Origin of the sequence: Paenibacillus sp. H1-7 (assembly GCF_022354825.1) — a bacterium.
Classification (GTDB): Bacteria; Bacillota; Bacilli; order Paenibacillales; family NBRC-103111; genus Paenibacillus_S.
In genome coordinates this window covers 3,886,374-3,907,010 of the sequence record NZ_CP031168.1, presented here as the reverse complement: position 1 = coordinate 3,907,010, position 20,637 = coordinate 3,886,374, and the positions used below count along the sequence as shown (strand labels likewise).

Annotated in this window: 13 protein-coding genes; 1 reads left to right on the top strand and 12 read right to left on the bottom strand. The window is 52.3% G+C overall.

Translation table 11 applies throughout. The annotated features are described in order from the left end of the window. Positions 1 to 13: 13 nt before the first annotated feature. From DVH26_RS17290 to DVH26_RS17280, 3 genes are all read right to left on the bottom strand, one after another. Positions 14 to 1,249 (bottom strand): DegT/DnrJ/EryC1/StrS family aminotransferase, encoded by a 1,236-nt coding sequence (locus tag DVH26_RS17290; protein ID WP_239635009.1) that lies wholly within the window; start codon positions 1,247 to 1,249, stop codon positions 14 to 16. A 71-nt stretch (positions 1,250 to 1,320) separates the two neighbouring features. Next, complete coding sequence (locus DVH26_RS17285; RefSeq protein ID WP_239635008.1) at positions 1,321 to 2,514, bottom strand: DegT/DnrJ/EryC1/StrS family aminotransferase; 1,194 nt, start codon at positions 2,512 to 2,514, stop codon at positions 1,321 to 1,323. Positions 2,515 to 2,519: 5 nt separating this feature from the next. Beyond that, complete coding sequence (locus tag DVH26_RS17280; RefSeq protein ID WP_239635007.1) at positions 2,520 to 4,253, bottom strand: polysaccharide deacetylase family protein; 1,734 nt, start codon at positions 4,251 to 4,253, stop codon at positions 2,520 to 2,522. Between the two features lie 131 nt (positions 4,254 to 4,384). Here DVH26_RS17280 and DVH26_RS17275 point away from each other — a divergent pair, with 131 nt between their 5' ends. Then, positions 4,385 to 5,773 (top strand): extracellular solute-binding protein, encoded by a 1,389-nt coding sequence (locus tag DVH26_RS17275; protein ID WP_239635006.1) that lies wholly within the window; start codon positions 4,385 to 4,387, stop codon positions 5,771 to 5,773. A 70-nt stretch (positions 5,774 to 5,843) separates the two neighbouring features. On the opposite strand, the gene DVH26_RS17270 is transcribed toward DVH26_RS17275, so the two are convergent. From DVH26_RS17270 to DVH26_RS17230, 9 genes are all read right to left on the bottom strand, one after another. Next, the gene (locus DVH26_RS17270) at positions 5,844 to 6,734 is read right to left on the bottom strand and encodes a carbohydrate ABC transporter permease (RefSeq protein WP_239635005.1); all 891 of its coding nucleotides are present in this window, start codon (positions 6,732 to 6,734) and stop codon (positions 5,844 to 5,846) included. A gap of 17 nt (positions 6,735 to 6,751) precedes the next feature. Further along, the gene (locus DVH26_RS17265; RefSeq protein WP_239635403.1) at positions 6,752 to 7,645 is read right to left on the bottom strand and encodes an ABC transporter permease; all 894 of its coding nucleotides are present in this window, start codon (positions 7,643 to 7,645) and stop codon (positions 6,752 to 6,754) included. An 80-nt stretch (positions 7,646 to 7,725) separates the two neighbouring features. Further along, positions 7,726 to 9,300 carry a type 2 periplasmic-binding domain-containing protein gene (locus DVH26_RS17260; protein ID WP_239635004.1) on the bottom strand — a complete coding sequence of 525 codons (1,575 nt, stop codon included), beginning with the start codon at positions 9,298 to 9,300 and terminating at the stop codon, positions 7,726 to 7,728. Positions 9,301 to 9,810: 510 nt separating this feature from the next. Further along, positions 9,811 to 11,595, bottom strand: a complete 1,785-nt coding sequence (locus DVH26_RS17255; protein WP_239635003.1) for a glycoside hydrolase family 36 protein — start codon at positions 11,593 to 11,595, stop codon at positions 9,811 to 9,813. A 202-nt stretch (positions 11,596 to 11,797) separates the two neighbouring features. Then, a complete protein-coding gene (locus DVH26_RS17250; protein WP_239635002.1) occupies positions 11,798 to 13,069 on the bottom strand; it encodes an FAD-binding protein in 1,272 nt (423 codons plus the stop codon). 771 nt (positions 13,070 to 13,840) lie between these two features. Beyond that, entirely contained in the window at positions 13,841 to 15,379 is a 1,539-nt protein-coding gene (gene garD, locus DVH26_RS17245) for a galactarate dehydratase (RefSeq protein WP_239635001.1), read from the bottom strand. A 99-nt stretch (positions 15,380 to 15,478) separates the two neighbouring features. After that, positions 15,479 to 16,618, bottom strand: coding sequence for a glycoside hydrolase family 88/105 protein (locus DVH26_RS17240; RefSeq protein WP_239635000.1), 1,140 nt, complete (start codon positions 16,616 to 16,618; stop codon positions 15,479 to 15,481). 48 nt (positions 16,619 to 16,666) lie between these two features. Beyond that, positions 16,667 to 18,940 (bottom strand): helix-turn-helix domain-containing protein, encoded by a 2,274-nt coding sequence (locus DVH26_RS17235; protein ID WP_239634999.1) that lies wholly within the window; start codon positions 18,938 to 18,940, stop codon positions 16,667 to 16,669. 162 nt (positions 18,941 to 19,102) lie between these two features. Next, positions 19,103 to 20,623: an extracellular solute-binding protein gene (locus tag DVH26_RS17230; protein WP_239634998.1), complete on the bottom strand. Its 1,521-nt coding sequence runs from the start codon at positions 20,621 to 20,623 to the stop codon at positions 19,103 to 19,105. Positions 20,624 to 20,637 lie beyond the last annotated feature (14 nt).

Below are 20,637 nucleotides of genomic sequence, written 5' to 3'. Positions count from 1 at the left end.
TGAAACCACCCAATTATTTCGCATAGAAAGCGGCGACCTTGCGAATCCCTTCGATCATATCGCCGATATCCGTCTCAGTATAAAATTCATTGGTAGGCAGCCGTACCGCCGTCGCCAAAATCTGTTCGGCATTGGGGCACAAGCCCCGTTCATACGTAATGCCGGTTAGCGAGAATGGAAAATGGGAGCTCGGATACGCCGTCCGATTCTGAAAAAGCGGCTGCATATAGACGACATCCGGAATATACCCTTCCATGTTAGGAATCCCTTCCGCCTCCAGTGATTTACAAAATTCCGTTCGTGTGCAGGACAGCTCGTCGAGCTTAAGTCGAAGCATATAAAACCAATACGTGCATTCGTTGTCCGGCTCTACATAATGAGCCTGAATACCCGGCAGCGTACGGATGCCGGCGGTTAGCCGATCGCCGTGGCGGCGCCGCGTCTCGCAAATGCCGCCGAGCTTTTTCAGCTGAGCTACGCCTACCGCTCCTTGAAGCTCGGTCATCCGGTAGTTCGGCGCAACGTAATGCAGATCGCGCTGCACGGTATTGCCGAATCGCTGGTAGTTTTTATCCGCGAACGCATGTGCAGCATGATAATCCGCCTCCTCGCCGGAATTAACGGTTACGATGCCGCCGTCTCCGGTGGAAATATGCTTGAAATCGTTAGTGCTGAAGCAGCCGTAATCACCGATGGTGCCGACGAGGAGCCCTTTGTACCGGGTCAAGTAGCTCTGCGCACAATCTTCGATCACTTTAAGCCGATGCTTGCGGGCGATCTCCATAATCGGATCCATGTCTGCGGGATTGCCGGCCAAATGGACAACGACAATCGCTTTCGTCCGTTCCGTAATCCGTTCTTCTATAGAACGCGGGTCCATGTTGTACGTTTGCGGATCAAGGTCGGCGAACACAGGAATAGCATTTTGATACAAAATGCCGATGACCGTCCCCTGATCCGTAATTGGGCTCGTTATGACCTCGTCTCCTACCGAGATGCCTGCAGTTCCAAGCGCTATGTGGATCGCAGCCGTTCCCGAAGATGCAGCCACACTGCAGGGCACGCCGTACATGTCGTTAAAATCGCTAAGGAACTGCTTGACCTTGCCGCCAAAATGATAAAACAGCGTGTTCTGGTCCAGGGCTTCCGCCAGCTCCGCTGCTTCCTCCGGACCGAATCGTTTGCCTGTTCCAAACGGTGTCGACTTGACTTTGCTGCCGCCATGAATGGCCAGCTGTTCGGTTTGCATCCTCGTTACACTCCTTCTGAAGATATGGTTGAACCGGGTGCCTATCCAGTTCTCATCCCAGTTTGTTTGCCTCAGCTAAGGTTAGCCATTACCTTATTCACAGCCATTGCGATATCCCGCATGTCGTCCTCCTCGGCGAGGAGCACGTTCTGATGAAGCCATAGCACCTCATTGGCGCATGCTTGCTCGCACACTGGGCATTCGTAGCTGGGCTCGGCCCCTGTCAGCTTGCGAATCTCACTTAGCACGGCCGCATTACGATGCAGCGGAACGTATCCGGCGGCTACCGGTATGCCTTCCGCCTGCAGACGGCGGATGATCTCCTCTTTGCCGACGGAGCTCGCCACATCCGTTGTCACACGGAACATGAACAAGTGGCGCGCATGTACGGTTACCCGAGGATCGCGCCTCATCGTTGCAATCCCATCGATCTGGCCCAGAAGGTTTTCCAGCAATAGGCCGTTGCGCTCTCTATGCTGAATCTGCTCCTGAAGCCTGGTCATTTGCCCCAGCAGTACAGCTGCCTGGAACTCGGTCATGCGGAAATTCCAGCCGATATGCTCATGCTGATACCAGGCTCCTGCCCTCACGCGGCCTACATTGGTTATGGACCAGGCCATGTCGGCAACGTCCCGGTCATTCGTCACAATCATGCCGCCTTCGCCGCTGTTTATATTTTTGCTGGACTGGAAGCTGAACGTTCCCGCCGTTCCGAGTGCACCGACGCCGACTCCGTTCCATTTCGCCCCCACCGCCTGGGCCGAATCTTCAATTACAGCCAAGCCGTGCTTGGTTGCAATGGTGTTGATCCGGTCCATATCCGCCGGGCATCCGGCGATATGAACCGCCATGATCGCCTTCGTGCGCGGCGTGATCGCCGCTTCGATCCGTTCCGGATTCAGAAGCAGCGTATCCGCTTCCACATCCACAAACACGGGAATCGCACCGAACAGCAGCACGCTCGTTGCGGACGCAATGAACGTATACGGCGGCAGGATGATCTCATCCCCGGGCTGCACTCCTGCCGCCTTCAACGCCAACGTGATCGCGATGGTCCCGTTGGCCGTCGTAATAGCGTACTGTGCATCCTGCAGCTTGGCGAACTCCGTCTCCAGAGCCTCGAGCTTAACGCGCCCGGTTCCTCCCCACTTTCCGGAGTGAAGCACCTCCAGAAGAAGGCGCTCCTCGGCTTCCCCATAGATCGGCCAGCTCGGGAAAGGCTTTGTCCGTACCGGCGTTCCTCCGAGAACCGCTAATTTTTCCATGACCATCACCTCACGTTATTGGTTGTCTCTTGAACGACATACTTACGGCAAGTTACTCCGTACTGCACTTCCAACGCTTCCGAATGGTTCGACTCCCTCACTGCATCCACCGGAATCCAGACAACGGTTCCTGCCTGAGCATTTTCGACGATCGGTCCGCCCTGGTCGTCCAGCCCTTTGATTACAGCCTGCCTTCTTTTCCGTGTCCATTCATTAATCTCCGCGCAGGTCCAGAATTCGAACTGCCGGCTGCGTGCTTCGCGAACCAGCTTGCGGAAGGCATCCCGCACCGCCTCCCGGTTATGGATATGAATCTGGTGGAATAGAAAATGCGCTACCCCCTCCACCCTCATTACACCTTCGAGAAAAGGAACGATAACCGAGCTGTCCGACCATGCCGCCAAATCCATATCCTGCGTCAGAAATCCGACTTCCAGCACGTCATATAGCCGATTGCGTTCATCAGCCCAGGCCATCGGATAGTAAGGATGACACGTTCCGAACAGAAATCCGACATTGCCCCGCTTGCTAGGACCGCGCGTCTGATCGACCGCGATCTGATTTTTTTCGCACCAGAGGAATAGCTCTCCCCAGCCCTCAAAACGGGTGTAATGGTTCTTGTTGGACGTGACGGAGGTCAAATTAGCCGCCCGCTTCAACCATTCCAATTGCCGGTCGAATTCGTCACCGTACCAACGGCCCCCTTGTTCATCAAGCGCATTATAATGAAACGCAAGCTCATGGCCTGCCGCTTTCACCTGATCGTAAATGTGCGGGCTGTATCCAGGCTCGATCATGCACCACGTAGAACGGATACCCGTTTCCTGCAGGAGCTTGAGCGTGGACAGTGCGTGCTCATCCTGGTTGACGTCGCTGTCATGAGAAATAAGCGCCACCTGCTTCGTTCCTTCCGGCCATAAGCCGACGAAAGGCAGGACAACTCCGCACTCCTGTGCGATGGAAATCAAATGGCTGATCAATACGCTCCGCCACAAATCCGCTTGAGGCTCAGCAAAGTACAGAGCACCGGTGTCCGTCGCTTTCCGGTCGAACTCCCAATCCAGAGCTATCGCGTCGTCTGCTTTCAAAATCCCTTCGTTGAGAACCGCAGAGCCGTCAGGTGCCGGAACCCCGTCTTCCAGAACCGGATCCATCCCCTGCTGCATGCGAACGATCGTCTGAGGAATATCTACAGCCCAACGCTCCAGATACCCGTTACCTACCTGTATGCTTTGCAGCACAGTGCCGCCAGAAGAACCTCCGGGAGTCAAGATCGTCATGTTTCCTTTTTCCGTGAGGCTTCCATTCGGTTTTTCTACAGATGAGCTTAACGACCAAGGGGATGCCTCAACAAAACGCAGCCTATAGATACCCGGAACCGGTAGCTCCCCTTCTCTCCAATGTGCATAACCGCACCGGATCGTAGACTGCCGGACGAAACCGAGCCGCTCGGCCCACACATGACCTCTCCCGTAGGATACGAGCCGTCCCCCGCGCTCCATGTACTCCCACAAACCATTTTGCTGCTCCTTGGTATGATCACCGAGTACATCAATAACCATGTCATATCGGGAAGTCTGTATGTCTCTGGCATTGGATACCCGTTCCACACGGATTCCTGCATGAGCCAAAATCTCCTCCAAATACAAGGAGTAGATGTTATACCCATAACGCCAGCGTTTTTCTGCGGCTTGCAGATCAAGCAGCAGGCCGATGCGCGCGACTCTCAAATTCATCATTCCTTTCTGCAATTATCCCATGATTTGAATACGTGTATGGTACTTGCACTGTAAAAGAAAACCAGCTATGCTTAACCGTAACTGACTGCTATAAGGGAAATTATGATCTTATACGAAACGGATGCGAACCAATGAAAAGAGAAAATGAATTCCGCTATATGAAGCTTGCGAACATGCTGCGCGAACAAATTTTGTCCGGCTACATCCGGCCCGGCCAATACCTGCTGTCCGAGAACGAGCTGACCCGCCATTACGGTCTCAGCCGCTCGTCGGTTCGTAAAGCATTGGACCAGCTGTTGGATGAAGGCCTTATTGAGAAGCGCGTCGGCCAAGGGACCATCGTGCCCCATCAGCTCTCCATTCCAAAGGGCGGAACCGATACGCTGCGCATTCTCGCCTTTACTCCGTCCTATTTCGCCGATTACGCCCTGCCGACGATTCAAAAGCAGTTCCAAGCCAAGTTTCCTCACGTCGAGGTCAAAATTCTCAATCTCCCCGGCCCATCGTTTCGCGATCTGTTTGAAACGAGCCGGGAGCTCGGCTTTCAGCCGGATCTTCTGTTCGTGCCGGATAAGCACGGCTATGAGCTGATTCAGGAGCTGACAGGCTCCTTCCTGCCGTTGGAGCCTTTGGTATCGGACGCGCTTGCGGCTGTATATCCGAAGCTGCTGCGGTCATTCAGCATTCAGAATACGGTGTTGGCCGCTCCGCTTACGTTCTCGCCGGTGTATTTGACATACAATCCGCGAATGTTCGAAAGGTTCGGTGCAGATCAGCCTCATGCCGCATGGACGAAGGATGAATTCATTACGGCCGCCAAGCGGCTTACCCGTGATACCGACGGCGACGGCATTAACGATACCAGCGGGTTCTCCATCCCGACTGCGTTGAGCCGATGGCCGGCTGTCGCCCTGCGCAACGGAGTGCATTTCCGGGCAGAGCAGCTTCAGACCGACACGTTGTTGAACACCTTGAACTTCCTGCACGATATTTTGTTTCGATATCGGGTCGCCACCTTAGCCAGCCGCAGCGCGTTGAACTCCGAGGCGTTTCATTTGGAACGGACCGGCATGGTGCTTACAACAACTTTGGAAATGACGTACTGGGAACGTACCGGTCTGCCGTTCGAGCCCAAGATCGCCCCAATGCCATTCGGAACGGGCACTTCCACCATGCTGATAGCGAATGCGCTCGTGATCCCCGATACGTGCCAAGATCCTGCGCTTGCCGCCCAGTTTATCCGTGTCGCGCTGGATGCCGAGACTCAGTCCGCTTTTTGCCGCAACAGCTCCTTCCTTTCCGTTCTTCCCTCCGTGAATGAAGCCCTCCGATCTCATGAGGATCTTCAAGCTCTCGGAGTGACCGGAGAAGGGATGGACAGCAGCTATTTCACCCACGAGCTGGTGGACGACCTCGAGCTGCTGTACGAAATCGAGCGGGAAATGGATATGTTCTGGTGCGGGCTGGAGTCGGCCGCCTCATTCGCGCAAAAAATTTGCAGCAAAATAACCAATCATTGAGAAGCCCTGTAGAAGCTCTGACGGGCTTCTTTTTTTCGTAACCCGGCTGGTAAAGCTACCTTATTGCCGCTCACCCCTTGATGGCCCCTATCAGCATCCCTTTGATGAAGTATTTTTGCACGAAAGGATAGATCAAGAGAACAGGGAGTATCGCTACGGTGACCGTAGCCATCTTGATCGTCTCGGGCGGAAGTGTCTGCATCACGATAGGGTTCATCACCTGAAGCTCTTGGGAGATCGCAGGCGATTGGATCATATTCCTCAATACGACCTGGATCGGATACAGTGTCCTGTCCGACAAGTACATGATTCCGCTGAAATAAGCGTTCCAATGCGTTACACCGTAAAACAGCCCCATTGTCGCGATAATAGGCATTGACAAGGGAAGAATGATCCGCAGCAGCGTCTGAAGCTCCCCGCAGCCGTCGACACAGGCCGCCTCCTCTACCTCTTGGGGCAAGTTTTCAAAGTACGTTTTCATAATCAGCAGGTTGAACGTGGAGACAAGCCCCGGAATTACTAATGACCAGATCGTGTCGAGCAGCCCCAGCGATTTAACGACGATGTAAAGCGGGATCAAGCCTCCCGAAAACAGCATGGTGAAGACGATGAGCATTAAGATGACGGATCTTCCCGGGATATACTTCTTGGACAGCGGATAGGCCAGCAGCATGGTCACCGCCAAATTCAGGAAGGTTCCGAGCAAAGTAATAATAACGGTAATCTTTAGCGCCTGCGGCACGACCGGACTGGAGAAAATAACCTTGTACGCCTCCATCGTGAACGTCTCCGGCCACAGCACGAAGCCTCCGTTGCGGACAACCTCCGCCATGGGAGTAAGAGACATGATAAACACGTAGTAGATCGGGAACAGGGTCAGCAGCCCGAAGAAAGCCAGAAGGCAATAAATGGCGATGTCCGCTATACGATCGGACGGCGTTTTACTCACCTGGATAGACATAAGCTTTCTCCTCCCTTCTACCAGATTCCGGATCCGCCCAACCGTTTGGCCAGCTTATTAGCGCCTATGACCAAGATGAGTCCGACGAGTGATTTAAAAATGCCGGTAGCCGCCGCCACACTGAATTCCAGCTGCTCCAGCCCCCGCCGGAACACCCAAGTATCAATGATGTCGCCCGTCTCGTATACCCGCGAATTCAGGAAAATATAGATTTGGTCAAAGCCCGCATCCATGATGTGACCGATCCGAAGGATCAAGAGCAGGATGAATACATCCCGGATTCCCGGCAGCGTCACGTGCCACAGCTGCTTCCACCGTCCCGCACCGTCGACGACGGCCGCTTCGTACAACTCCTGATTAATCGTAGCAAGAGCGGCCAAGTAGATGATGGCTCCGTATCCCGTATTTTTCCAAATGTCGGTCAGCACGATGATGGAACGGAAATAGTCGTTATTGGCGAGAAAGTTCACGCTCTCTCCGCCGGCTTCCCTGATGAAATAGTTGACGATCCCGGACTCCGGGGCAAGAAAAGCGAACACCAGGCCATAGACGATAATCCATGATAGAAAATAAGGTCCGTAAGTAACCGTCTGGATCACTCTCTTAAACCAGCGAACACGAATTTCGTTAAGCAGCAGGGCAAAAATCAAATCCGGCAGCATGTTGAACACAATTCTATAAAAGGAAATGAGGAGCGTGTTGCGGATCAGCTTCGGAAACTCCGGCGAAGAGAACACCTCCCGGAAATTGCTCAGACCAACCCATTCGCTGCCGAAGATGCCTTGGGATAAGTTATAATCCTGGAAGGCGATCAACAGACCGCCCATCGGAACATAATGAAAGATGAGATAGTACAGCAGTCCGGGTACCATCATCAGATAGAACCAGCGGTATTTCCAGCTTTTTAACATCCATGTCACATTTCATCGGCTCCTTGATTCGACTTGATCCAGCTGACCTGCCATGGGGTCCGGACTGAGGTCGGTGCGGTTTACTTGATGACGCCGGCCGCTCTCATCTGGTCTTCGTAGGTTTTCAGCATATCCCCGCCTCGATACTTCGTCATTAATTCTTCACGGTATTTCGGCCAGTTGGAGGCATCCTGCTCATCAAACAAAATTTTCACGTGATATTCGCGCATTTTGGTGCGGAAATCGGCAAGATTGAACCCTTGAGGCGGTGCAACGTTCGTTCCGATGGAAGGCAGCAGCTTGTATCCCTTGATCGTTTTCAAAATTGCCCGGTCGTTATCCGTCATCCGCGGATCGATGACCTCGAGACCCAGCACCTCGGGCTCCGCCGCTACGAGAGAGCCGTATATCGCAAGAAAATTCCCTTGCGTCACGATTTCCTTATCGATCGCTTCCGGCTTTAGCGTTACTTGCTTGCCGTTCTTGGTGTAATGCTTGCCCTCCACTCCATAATGCGTAAGCAGGAAGCCTTCTTCACCGCAAAGCCAATCTACGATATCGACGATCCGTTTGATCTTCTCGGGACTTTTCTCCGCCGTAGCTTTCGAGAATAGGAAGGCATCATTCGGAAGGTTCTCCGTCCATACTCCGGCCGAGGCATAGGGATGAAACGGCACCCAGCGGGCGTTCGGGAACAGCGCCTTGGTCTTGTTCTGCAGCGAAGTCGGATTGCTGTCAAAAGCGACCGTACGCTCACCTGAAGCAATGACCCCTACTTTGCCCTGAGCCGCTTTGTCCAGATAAGCAGTTCCTTTGGATAGGAACCAGTCCGGATCGACGATTCCCTCCTTGATCATCGCTTTAATATCGTTAAGCACGCCCTCCATCCGCAGATCGGTAGAAACGTCGGTCAGCTTATTGTTCTCCACCATGAAGGCGCCGACCAGCCCGTGCTTCAAATATTGCGGGAAGTCGGTCGAAACGGTATTACCGTTCCCTACGGTCGAGAAGCCGAACGTATCCTTTTTCGAGTTTCCATCAGGATCGTTGTTGGTAAAAGCCCTCATCGCATTCATCATTTCATCGTAATTCGCCGGTACTTTGAGGTTCAGCTTATCGAGCCAGTCTTTGCGGATATAGTAGGAACGGTACACGTTGCGGGCAAACGGGATCGGGGCGCGCTTAAAGGTGTTCTCGACAGCATAGCGCTTAAGCTCCACCTCACTAACCCACTTGAAATAGTTCGGCATGGTCTGGGGATTGATAAAAGGGGTCATGTCTGCGACGACATTATCAAGAATGTATTTCTGCGAATCGGTTCCGGTGCTGATGAACAAATCGGGGACATCACCGGATGCTACAAGCAGGTTCGTTTTGTTGGTCCGATCGGCTCCGATCGGCATGAACTGCACGTTCAAGCTCACATTGAACTTCTGCTCGATCGCTTTCTTGACGAAGTCTTTATCTCCCTGCGGCAGATTGGCGTCGTTCGCCCCGCCCGCAACGGCAAGGAACAGCTTGAGATCCAGCTTATCCTTGTATTTGCTCGGAGTATCGGTGCCAGTCGAAACGGAAGAGGGCTCGGGCGACTGGGTACATCCGCTAATGGCAGCGGATGTCATCAAAGCGGCAAGAACCAATGGACGGTACTTCATAGTTTGCCTCCCTTATCTTTTGGATGGTAACCAATTCAAACGGGAAGTAGGATCCTGTACCGTGATGTGAGGGTGTACGGAGATGGCAGGCTTAGGATCTGCACCAAGGTTGTTAAGTGGATGGACAAATCAAGCATAGTTGTACGATACCTGTATGGTTATTATTATCGTAATGAAAACGTTTTCCCTTGTCAAGTGTTTCTTCGATGCGCGTTTCCCTCAATGCTGCCTCCTCTCTTTGCAGTTGTATCGTACTTGTATCTTGCTTGTAGTGTACCTTCTTCTTGGGCAGGTCGTCAAGAGGTAACCTTACATGAAGTTAAACTTTTGTATCCACATGTTATATTAATTAACATGAATCTGCCTAATGCTATAGAAAAAAGCCGCGATTCACGCGGCTTCGCAGCTTCTTTCGGTAATATGTCCAGCACACACTTAATCCATTAGAAGACTCAACGTTCCCCAGCGCCGTAAGGCTCGGTCCGGCCGATTTCTGTCTGTGAGAAATAGCTAGACGTTATAGTACAGCACCTTCGCGCAATGGCCTTCCAGGCTCGGAATTTGCACCTTACTCGAAAACTCCCCGAGCTCCTCGTCCGTCCAGAAATCGTAGAGACGGTGACTTCCCGAAATCGCAAATTCGAAATCCTTTGGCTCCTCGTCAAAGTTGAATACGCAGACGACCTGCTTATCTCCCAGGTCAATCCTCCCGATCGTATAGCCGGTGTCGTCGAAGGACGCCGCCTTCCCAATCGGAGGCAGCAGCTTTTTCAAGACGTTGATGTTCTTCTCCGACATCTTGGGGATCAAATCGCCGCTGATGATCATGCCGCCGGAAGCCAGAATGACCGCTTTATGAAATTCAAACTCCTGGTCGGTGATGAGTGACGGCTTGTCAACCAGCTCGCCGCTGATGTTTCTCGTCTTGAAGGTCACTCTCTCAAGCACGATCACGTCCGGGTCATTGTACCATAACGTATCGTTCTGCCAGTTGCGCGGGAACTGCTCCCTTGCGTTACCGCCAACATGCTTCCAATCGCGGGCGATATCGTTAGTAATCCGGTTGCCGTGGACGAGTCCAAGCAATGGCCAGAACGGCGCGTTGCAGCCAAGCAAGAAGCTGTCATGCCCCACCTCATCGGCGATAGCTTGGATTCCGCGGCGGAACGCTTCGATGCGGGTAGCATTCTTATCGTAACGGATTCCCGGCAGCGCTCCGTATTGCAGGAAGTCCATTTTAAAGTAGCGCCAGCCCCATTCGTCATGCATCGTTCGGACAGCATTACGCAAGTAGTTCAGCGCTTCCGGATGTGTCGTATCCAGCATGTACCACTGCCTGTCCGGCGTTCTTTTCTTCTGGCCGATTCCGTTAAATGGCTTCCCCTCTTCATCCTGGATCAGCCAGTCCGGATGCTCTTCCAGCAGCTTGGCGAACGGGTCAACGATAAATGGAGAAATATAACCGGCCGCTTCCATCCCGTTAGCTCGTATACCGTCGCTGATTGTTTTGACATCGGCCCCGAGACCCGGTCTTGGTATCAAGAAGTCGCCGTCTGCCGCAGCATAGCCTCCGTCGATTTGAATCCGCTTCAGCTCCGGAATCCGCTCTTTCATGGCGCGGGCATTTTCATAAAAGCCTTCCGCCGTCATCGGCCGCAGACAATAATAGGAGCACCAGCCCGTCGGAATTTCCGGATACAGCTTTCGCGGATGATTGCGGTTCAGGTGTTCTGCCAGCTCCGTAAGAAGCTGATTATGATCAGGACCAGCGGAGAATATGAATTGCTCCAATTCCCACGAAGCGCCGGGCTCCAGTGTCAAATCCTCTGTGTCCATAATCACTTCCAGATAAGAGCCCCGGAAACGAAGCTCGCCGGAGAACCTATGGCAGGACGTAAAGCCCAGTAATTGGTGACCTTGATTCTCTGGCGACAGCAGCAGGAGGTTGTACACGGACCAGACGTTCTCGTGAAACTTCGTTCTGGGTAGCCTGAAGAAGTCCCAGTCGGTTCCATAAGCACCGATATGATATGGTGATGACAGTGTCCCGCCATACTGCGTCAGCATTTGATAGCCCTCTCCGTAGAATGGAGTGTCCGGAGAATACGGCGTTTCCCCGGAAAACAGCACGACCTCTTTGATTTTAAGCGGCCGGCCGGAGCGGTTGGTTACTCTTGTTTGCAGTACGTTGCCAGTCCATGTTTTCTCAATCGCTGCGTCATGCTCGGAAGCCGTCGTACAATCGGCAAGTCTAACGGCTTGATCGAGTTTTTTTAGTTCGTCTAATGTCAGCATTTGATTTGTATCCTCCCCGGTATTTAGAATGTAACCATTCCGCTATCTTTGATAGCGATTTCAATACGATCGGGAACAATGCTGTCCATTGTCCCCCGTTTACCTCATTGCATCGTCCTGCCTGACCCTAATGATATCGATAAACGGGGGCTTAGAAAATAATGATAATTAATGACTTTTTGTCCTATACTCAGGTTTTTCCTTATCTATCCAACAAATAGGTGTTCAAGAATGCATTGCGGAATTTTCCGTTCGGGTCGTACTGAAGAAGCAGCTGTTGAAACTCGGGGAGCTTCTCATAAAGCGACCGCAAGCGGGCAGGCGTCATGGCAAACAATTTACTCCAGTGAGGGCGGGCTTGGAAAGGCGCCAGCTGCTCTTCAATAAGTGGCAGCAAGCGCTGCACGTCTTCCCCATGCTGTTTCCATGTAAAATGGAAAGCGACCGAATCCTGCTTATAACAAGGACTCATCCAATGCTGATCTCCTGCTATCGTACGTACCTCGGATACATAAAGAAGCGGTGCAATCTGCTCCTTCAACCTGCTAATGGCCCCCAAGGCAGCATAAGCATCTTGTCGCGATACGAAATATTCGCTTTGCAGCTCCTCACCGGCGCTTGGGGTGAAATCCATGCGAAAATGAGCCATCCGCTCGTACCATGGCCCCGGTATGCCCATTTGCTCGCTGCAATTTTCCGCTGTATAGCCCGGCACCGGATGGAGATTCGCCGCAGCGCGTTTGGCGCCGAAAAACTCCGGCTCCGTCTGATCGGAATCAAGATCTGTTACTACACTCTTCCTCCACAATTGGTTGAACGTATCTGTTTTCCAATCCGTAAACAGGCTGACGCTGTAGGCACTTCCAAAAATATCGTCAAAATGATCTTCAAGCTGTGCCAGAGGCAAGCCCTCGTATACCGTCTGACTCATTTGAAACGCCGGAATCACATTCAGTGTCAGCTTCGTAACGACGCCTAATCCGCCAAGCCCAACGACCGTTCCGTCGAAAACGTCTCCTTGCCGTTCGCGCGACAATTCAACCACGTCTCCATTCGCCTTGACGATCTCCATGGAATGGACCGCCGTTGACAGGCTCCCGTTCTTGTCCCCGGAACCGTGGGTGGCCGATGCGCATGCGCCTGCAATCGTAATGTGCGGCAATGACGCCAAATTGTGCAGCGCATAACCATTATCATGCAGATAATGGCACAGCTCTCCATAGCGGATCCCCGCTTCCACTGTAACTCTATTGTGAGCTCGATCTAAGGCAACCACTCGATTCATCTTTTGAAGAGAGATATGGCTTCCGTCCGTATCGGCGATTCCATTGAATGAGTGACGAGTGCCCAACGTCTTCACGCGACTGCTTCGGGCAACCTCTTCTTGTACCTGCTCCACACTCTCGGGAACGAGAAGCTCCGCGGCGCTGTAGCTGTAGTTGCCTGCCCAGTTTTTCATAGTTTCCAAGTCCATCGTCACGCTCCTTCTAGTTTCGCAAAAAAATCCACATATAGACTATTCGTGAAAATGCTCCGCTATCCTCCCGGTCTATGAATAAAGTGAGCAGAGTATGGAAACTTCATAGAATGTAAAAAAGAAAAAACCTCTATCGAGGTCCATGTTGTCAAGAAACCCCGGGTAACCCAAATCTTAAGGGCTAGTTGGGGTATCTCTGCTTACGATGCTTGTTTTCCTGCGGAAACTCTACAGCGACCGAATTTGTTGCCGAAAAATTACCGCAATAAAGCGATAATATCCAGAGCTTCCCGGGAACAACAGCGGCCTCTGGAAGAGCACATGGGTACCCATCCTATTTTTTTAGTTCCCAGAGTGCCCCAACAAGGGCAGCCCCTTTGTAGAGAAAAGTTGAATTGCTTGCGGACCGTAGTTCCGTTATTTTACCAAAAATGGAACTATTCTGAGAGTGATCGGACAGCAGATCCTTTATTGAGCCAAAATACACTGTTTTCGCCTGAAAAATGAGCAAATAACGGATTCTGTGTCCGATCGTACTGCAAAAGCAGCCTATTTCCAAAGAATAGCGGATTCTCTGTCCGATAGACCTTCTCCAAGTCCATGTCAGCTTATACACAACTCCTCCCGCCATCAGCCATCCTCTATCGAGAACCTTCCTCAGAGGAATGGCCTTAAACTTTTTACTTTGGCAGAACTCACTTTATAAGCAAGGAGGCTTTTATCGCCGAATACAGATTTCTCAAGCTTTTCCACCCTAAAGCTCTCAACTTATGTTACCGGAGCCGGGTTAAACAGGCATAAGTCGTTGTGTAAGCCCCAACGGTCCGCCCACGTCTGCTTTTTCCCGCTTGCTACATCCAGAATCATGCGGAAAATGTCCCAGCCGACCTCCTCGATCGTCGCCTCTCCTGTAGCGATAGTTCCCGCGTTGATGTCGATCAAATCGTGCCACTGCTCCATCAAAGCGCTGCGAGTGGACACTTTGATGACAGGCACCACCGCTAGCCCGTAAGGGGTTCCGCGGCCGGTTGTAAACACCTGCATATTCACGCCCGCAGCCAGCTGGAGGGTACCGCACACAAAATCGCTGGCAGGCGTCGCTGCAAAAAGCAGCCCTTTTTGCGTTGCTTTTTCGCCCGGCGACAAGACGCCGGAGATGGGACTCGAGCCGGACTTTACGATCGAGCCGAGGGATTTTTCCACGATGTTTGCCAGTCCGCCCTTTTTATTGCCGGGCGTTGGATTGGCGCTGCGGTCCGCTTGCCCCTGCTGCAGGTAGCGGTCGTACCACGCCATCTCGCGAATTAGCGCTTGGCCCACGGACTCGTCTACAGCCCGCGGCGTCAACAGGTGAACGGCATCCCGCACCTCCGTCACCTCCGAGAACATGACCGTTGCGCCGGCCCGCACGAGCAAATCAGCGGCGTATCCGACAGCCGGATTCGCGGTAACTCCCGAGAAAGCGTCGCTCCCGCCGCATTGCAGCCCGACCACCAGGGCGGAGGCAGGACAGGTGACGCGCTTCCTGAGGTTTAATGCGGCAAGCCGCTCTTCCGCTTGATTCAGGATCGACTCGATCATGCTGCTGAAGCCGTAATGATCCTGCAGCGTGACGAGCTTGGACGTATCCCCGTCCGGAATGAGCCGGTCCGGGACAAGCTTCTCGCAGCCGAGCCCGACGACCAATATTTCCCCGCCGAAATTCGGATTGACGGCAATATTTTGAATCGTGCGAATCGGGATGACGGCATCCGGAGCTTGAATGGCAACGCCGCACCCGTAGTTATGGGTTAACGCGACAACGTCTTCAACATTAGGGTATTTGGGCAGCAGCTTCTCCTTAATCAGCTTGACCGCATGCTCAAGAACACCGACGACGCATTGCACGCTGGTCGTGATGCCGAGAATGTTTTTCGTGCCGACACTGCCGTCTTTGTTCAGATAGCCTTCGAAAGTATACCCTTCCAGCGGCGGCAGCGGTTCCGGTACCCGATTGGCGACCTGCAGCTCCTCGAGCCTTGGAGGCGTAGGAAGACGGACCAAGGACTCCTCGATCCAGCTTCCCTTGGAAATTGGACTCATCGCATACCCAATAACCTCACCGTAACGAACAATCGGCTCCTCTTGCTGCAAATCCGTTAAGGCAACCTTATGGCCTTGCGGGATATACTCCTTCAGCTCAAGACCGCATTCGAAAACGGATCCTTTCGGCAGTCCTCCTGCATTGACAACGATGGCGACATTATCTTGTTCGCTTATTCTAATATAAAGCGGTTTCTCATTATGGTTTTGCGCCTGAATCGACATCACAAGCTCCTCCATCCATGAATGCTATGGCATTTTATTTTCCGCTGAATCGAATCCCCTATGAATGAATAACGTTTCCTCACTAGCAAACATGACACTCTATTGTCCTCTGGACAACGATTCTACGGCATTGCCCTTCCGCGAAAGCAGGTTCATTTCATTATGGCACATTAATAAAGGCGCCACGCCATGCCCGTTATTATCCACTACCTGCTCCTGATAAATATAATATTCCAGACTGCCGTCCCTCATTTGCCCGTTTTCCGGCTTCTTGCCGAGACCTGCGCTTCGGCAAATGCCTCCCAGCAGCACCATGCCCTCTTCTTCCCTTAGATAGGTCGATATCGTTTCTTCGTAGGCTCGTCGTCCATAGACGAGATACTCCTGCGGCAAATAACCCAAACGAACTCCCTTCATCATCGCGTAAGCCATCATCAATGTGCCGCTCGATTCCAAATAATTGTCCGGATGCTCCGTCCGATCGACAACTTGAAACCACATCCCCCCTGGCTGCTGGTAAGGAAGCATATTCTCGACCAGCTCCTCTAAGATTCGCTTCATCGGCTGCGTATCCGCCAGTTCTCTTTCCAGCAGCTCCAGCACATCCACAAGCGCCATGGCGAACCATCCTACGGCTCGTCCCCATACATTGGGTGAATGGCCGGTTACTTTGTCGCACCAGAACATCTGCCTGCTTTCGTCGAATGCATGGTGGTACAACTGCTTTTGCTCGTTATAGATAAAACGGCGTGCGTTGGCGAATTGCTGCAACGAATCGGAGTATGTTTTGTGCTCCGCAAAGGTCTTCAAGTAATTGACGTAAAACGGCTGCCCCATGTACAGTCCGTCCAGCCAAACCTGGTACGGATAATTTTGCTTGTGCCAGAAGGAGCCGCTCTGCGTTCTGGGGTAAGTATCCAGTTGGCGGTAGAGCAAGTCCAGAACCTGCTTATATTTGGGGTCCCTTTCACGCTCATACAACGGAAACAGCAGCGTAGCCATCCGTATTTGATCTATATTGTAGGTGTCGGGCTTTATATCACTTATTTCCCCATCCGAGTTGTACAGTCCGTCGATAAACGTCTTTACGAATCTATAATCGTCTTCCTCTCCGAAATGCTCGTAGCTGTCCATGTAAGCCTTCAATATACAGCCCTCGATATAATGCCACCGGTGCGAATACCATGTTGATTCCGACCTGTATTGCTTTTTCAATTTGCCTACTAATTCATATGACACCAGGAAACACCTCCCACTATGAACTCATGCCGCGATTCACGGGATTTCTCAATTCATTTTCGAATGAAGCTCGCGGTATTGACCCGGCGTCATGCCGGCCGCCTTGCGGAACGTTCGGATAAAGCCGGTCGAGCTGTTGTAGTTGAGCCGTTCGGCGATTTCGGTAATTTTCATTTGGCTGTCCTTCAGCCAGAGCTTCGCCATGCTCATCCGGTGATTGGTCAAATAGTCGATAAACGTGACGCCGATCTCCTTCTTGAACACCCGGCTTAAATAAACCGGATGAAACTTCAGCTGCTGCGCACAGGACTCCAAAGTAATGTCCCGGTCGTACTGTTCATGTATCATCTCGACCATTTGATGGGCGATATTGATATATTGCGTATCGATGCGTCCTTGCAAAAAAGCGATCGTCGGCGGCAGCAGCACGGTTTTGAACCAGGAATTAATTTCCTCCACGGTATGCAGCTTCATAAACCGGTTGACGACCGACATCGAACCGATCAAGCCGTCGAGCGTTCCCCCTTGCTGATGGACAAGCCGGTATATTTTCGTAATCAGCTGAATCATCTGCATTTGAAAATCGTTAAACATGACTCCCTTCTCCAAAAGGGAAGACACGTAGTTGTTATAATAATCATATACCGCTGCCGAATCGCCGCTCTTGAGCGCATTGATCATATAGTCCTCCATATGATCCCATGATGCGGAGGGCTGAGCCGTACCGGGGTTCGATTCGATATCCCCATAGCTCAGCACAAGCTCGTGGCCGAGGCTGATGCGGCGTTTCAATGCTTCCAGCGCTTCCGAATAGGCATCCATCGCATCCGTATAACGGTGGAACGGGCGGCTGATCCCGATGCTCACCTTGAGCTGCAGTAGCTCGTGAAGCTTATGCTTGATCCGCTCCGCCATCTCGTAAAAGTAAGCGCTCATCTCCGCAGGTTCATCCGCATCCGCTGTCAGCAGAGATACCTGCGACTGGTCGAGCAGTAACGTGCCAATGATGCACCCGTCGGGAAGCAGCTCTGCGACGATGTTGTTGATGGCGAACAGCAGCAGCTCCTTATCGCTTTCCGAGTAGCGGGTCCCCTCCAGCGAATCGATCTGCAAAGCAAGCACTCCCAGAGATTTGCCCCGCTCCGCAAAGCCGTATGTTTCCATTTTGAATCTAAATTCGCTCTCGCTAACCTGCCCCATAAAGAGCTTAAGCAGCAAGTGCTCCTTTACCTGCACTCTCTGAGCTATCAGCTGCTGCTGCATCTGCTTGCGCGTGCTGAACAAGGCTTGAAAGCGATCCTCGATGAAGGCGAACTCATCCTTCTTCTTCAGGCTTGGCGTCTCGCCCCCGAACTGCTCCATAATGCTGAACAGCCGGCGTATCGGCTTATACATCCTTCGTGTACCGTAGAAAGCGGTACCGGCAATAATAACGATGATAATAAGGCACACATTGGCCGTAATGATGGCAATTTTTTTCGATTCCTTCGTGATTTCACCGATCGATACGACGGACACAAAGGACCAGCCGTAGTTGGCGGATACAAGATAATTGACAGCCTTCTGCTCTTCCTCAAAATAGCCCTCAGCGTTATCCCCCTTAGGCATATGCTGCAAAATGCGTTCGTGCTGCCGCCCTGTTCCGGGACTTGTCAGGAACGGCTCCCCGTCACGGTTTAGTACGAAGAGGCTTCCCCATTGATTGTTCGGCGCCAAATCGCTTTCCAGCGCATTATGCGACATATCGATGATAAGCAGCGCTTTGGGAATACTTGTCGAAGCAACCATCGGCAGCTTGACGACAAGCCTGATCATGCCGCGGCTCGCCGTTGGCTCCGTTGTATCGTCAGGCCGGCTATCCGAGCCTTCGGCCAGCCAAAATAAATTTTTCGATTGACGTGCATAATCTTTAAGCGCATTCTGATCGGTGAAGTCCTCCATAGAAGTGAAGCCCAGATTGCTGATCATCCATCCATGCTCCATATTGATGAGATGCGCATCCGCCACCCCCCAGATGGAATGAAGGTTGTACAAGCCTTTGGACAGATTGGCGATCGTTTGAAAATCGTCATTGGTCAGGGCATCGTCCAAGTAATCGCTTACAAGCGAGGAGTTGACGTACTGTACGGCTCCCATCTCGACGTTCTTCAGCGCCTGCTCCATGCGCATCTGATTTTGCAGCAAAATTTGCCCATTTCCTTCGTTCACCTTTTTCTCGATATCCTTGGAGGCGATATAGTAGGAGATGACTCCGATGGATGCAACCGGCAGCGCGCCGAGCAGCAGGGTGAACAAAGACAAGCGAACTAAATATTTCGGCACCGGAAACCTCTCCTCTCTGTACATGCAAGGCTTCGACGATAACCATTATACCAGAAAACTTTCTATGTCATCGTAAGGAAAAGCCGCCGGGTATACACCTCAGCAGCCTGATCCCCTCTGCGCGCGACTCCGACGCTCGTCTCCAAGTCTTGCAGGAAAGCGTTATTTCTTCTGCTTCGCGTGCTCTGCCGTAAGCTCTTCAATCACCTTGTCGCCGCCGGCCTTCTTCCACTTATCCACTTCCGCCTGCCAGCCGGCATCGTCGATTTTGCCCATGATATACTTCGTTTGAGCGTCGCGGATTAATGTGTCAAGCTCTCCGCCTTTTTCTGAGTAGGTCTTGGAGGTAAGCGTTAACGCAATATTCGGCACGGTGTTTTTCAAATTGTCGGCAACGACCTTCCAGCCCTTATCCTGCAGCTCGTTTAGTTTAAGCGGAAGCCCGGTTCCTGTTACCTCAAAGGAAGGCAAGCTGTCGCGATAAGGCTTCACTTCGAGGTTAAACAAGGACAGGTCCTTGAACTGGGCTTTGCCGTCGTCCGTTTTCGTAAAATGCTTTCCTTCCACGCCTCTCGTCAACAGCGTCGACATTTCGGGCTCCAGCAGCTTATCGAAGAAAGCAAGGAGCTGCTTTAATTCCGCTTCGTTCTTGACGCTCGATTTCGGGAAAACGAAGAAGCCGTTATTGCCGGGCTCAGCCGGCACGCGATTGCCCGAAGCCCCCATATACTGCACAACGTCGACTACCGCATTCGGCGCGGACTTGGATACGTTCTCGAACGAAGTGGCGGCTGCGGAAGCAACGGTATTGATCCGGATGCCCACCTTCCCCGCATTCCACTTATTGTCGGCGTCCGCCGCCTGAACAACCGAGAAATCCTGATTGATCAGCTTCTCCTGATACAGCCTCCTAAGCAGCTTCATGCTATCGAAATAAGGCTTGGACATAAACTCGGGAATAAGCTTTCCATTCTCGATTCCCCACTTATTCGGCGCTCCCTGCGACACGGCAAGCCGTGTCAAGAAGGAGCTGCTGGCCGCCGCATCATTGTAGGATTTCTCCAAAAACATGCCGTAGGTATCGGCCTGGCCGTTTTTATCCGGGTCCTTTTCTGCGACCGCTTTCAAAACGTTGTACCAATCGTCGAGCGTTACCGGCGGCTTGAGTCCCAGCTCATCGAACCAGTCTTTCCGGTAAACGATGCCGGCACGGCCGATATCCCGATACAGCGGCAGTCCGTACAGCTTGCCGTCTACCTTGATATTATCATAGTGAAGAGCGTTGACCGCGGATAAATTTTTGTAATCCTTCAATAACGGTCCGATCTCCCAGAACAATCCGGATTGAATCGCGTTAAGCGTAGTGGCATTATAGGTCAGCTTGAATGCTTTGGGCATTTCGCTGGAAGCGATCATGATGTTCTTCTTATCCTCAAAAGCGGCCGCCGGAATCCATTGAATATCGATTTGGGCATTCGTATATTTCTCGATCGCAAGCTCAATCTCATTGTCCTTCTTGGGCGCTTCGCCGATCTGCGGCGTAGCAATGGTCACCTTGAGCGGCGTCGAATCCGCTTTGCCGGCTTCTCCCTGCTGTGGTGCTTTGTCCTCGGCACAGCCCGCCAGCGCGCCTGCCGTCATTGCGAGTGAACAAGCCATAGCGATAAAGCGTCTCTTTGTCATCTTAAACCCCTCCT

What these genes read in the sequence shown, in the direction of transcription:
- DVH26_RS17230 (WP_239634998.1), bottom strand. Translation starts at nt 20,623, where the DNA reads ATGACAAAGAGACGCTTTATCGCTATGGCTTGTTCACTCGCAATGACG.
- DVH26_RS17280 (WP_239635007.1), bottom strand. Translation starts at nt 4,253, where the DNA reads ATGATGAATTTGAGAGTCGCGCGCATCGGCCTGCTGCTTGATCTGCAA.
- DVH26_RS17275 (WP_239635006.1), top strand. Translation starts at nt 4,385, where the DNA reads ATGAAAAGAGAAAATGAATTCCGCTATATGAAGCTTGCGAACATGCTG.
- garD (WP_239635001.1), bottom strand. Translation starts at nt 15,379, where the DNA reads ATGTCGATTCAGGCGCAAAACCATAATGAGAAACCGCTTTATATTAGA.
- DVH26_RS17265 (WP_239635403.1), bottom strand. Translation starts at nt 7,645, where the DNA reads ATGTTAAAAAGCTGGAAATACCGCTGGTTCTATCTGATGATGGTACCC.
- DVH26_RS17260 (WP_239635004.1), bottom strand. Translation starts at nt 9,300, where the DNA reads ATGAAGTACCGTCCATTGGTTCTTGCCGCTTTGATGACATCCGCTGCC.
- DVH26_RS17285 (WP_239635008.1), bottom strand. Translation starts at nt 2,514, where the DNA reads ATGGAAAAATTAGCGGTTCTCGGAGGAACGCCGGTACGGACAAAGCCT.
- DVH26_RS17270 (WP_239635005.1), bottom strand. Translation starts at nt 6,734, where the DNA reads ATGTCTATCCAGGTGAGTAAAACGCCGTCCGATCGTATAGCGGACATC.
- DVH26_RS17290 (WP_239635009.1), bottom strand. Translation starts at nt 1,249, where the DNA reads ATGCAAACCGAACAGCTGGCCATTCATGGCGGCAGCAAAGTCAAGTCG.
- DVH26_RS17250 (WP_239635002.1), bottom strand. Translation starts at nt 13,069, where the DNA reads ATGGACTTGGAAACTATGAAAAACTGGGCAGGCAACTACAGCTACAGC.
- DVH26_RS17255 (WP_239635003.1), bottom strand. Translation starts at nt 11,595, where the DNA reads ATGCTGACATTAGACGAACTAAAAAAACTCGATCAAGCCGTTAGACTT.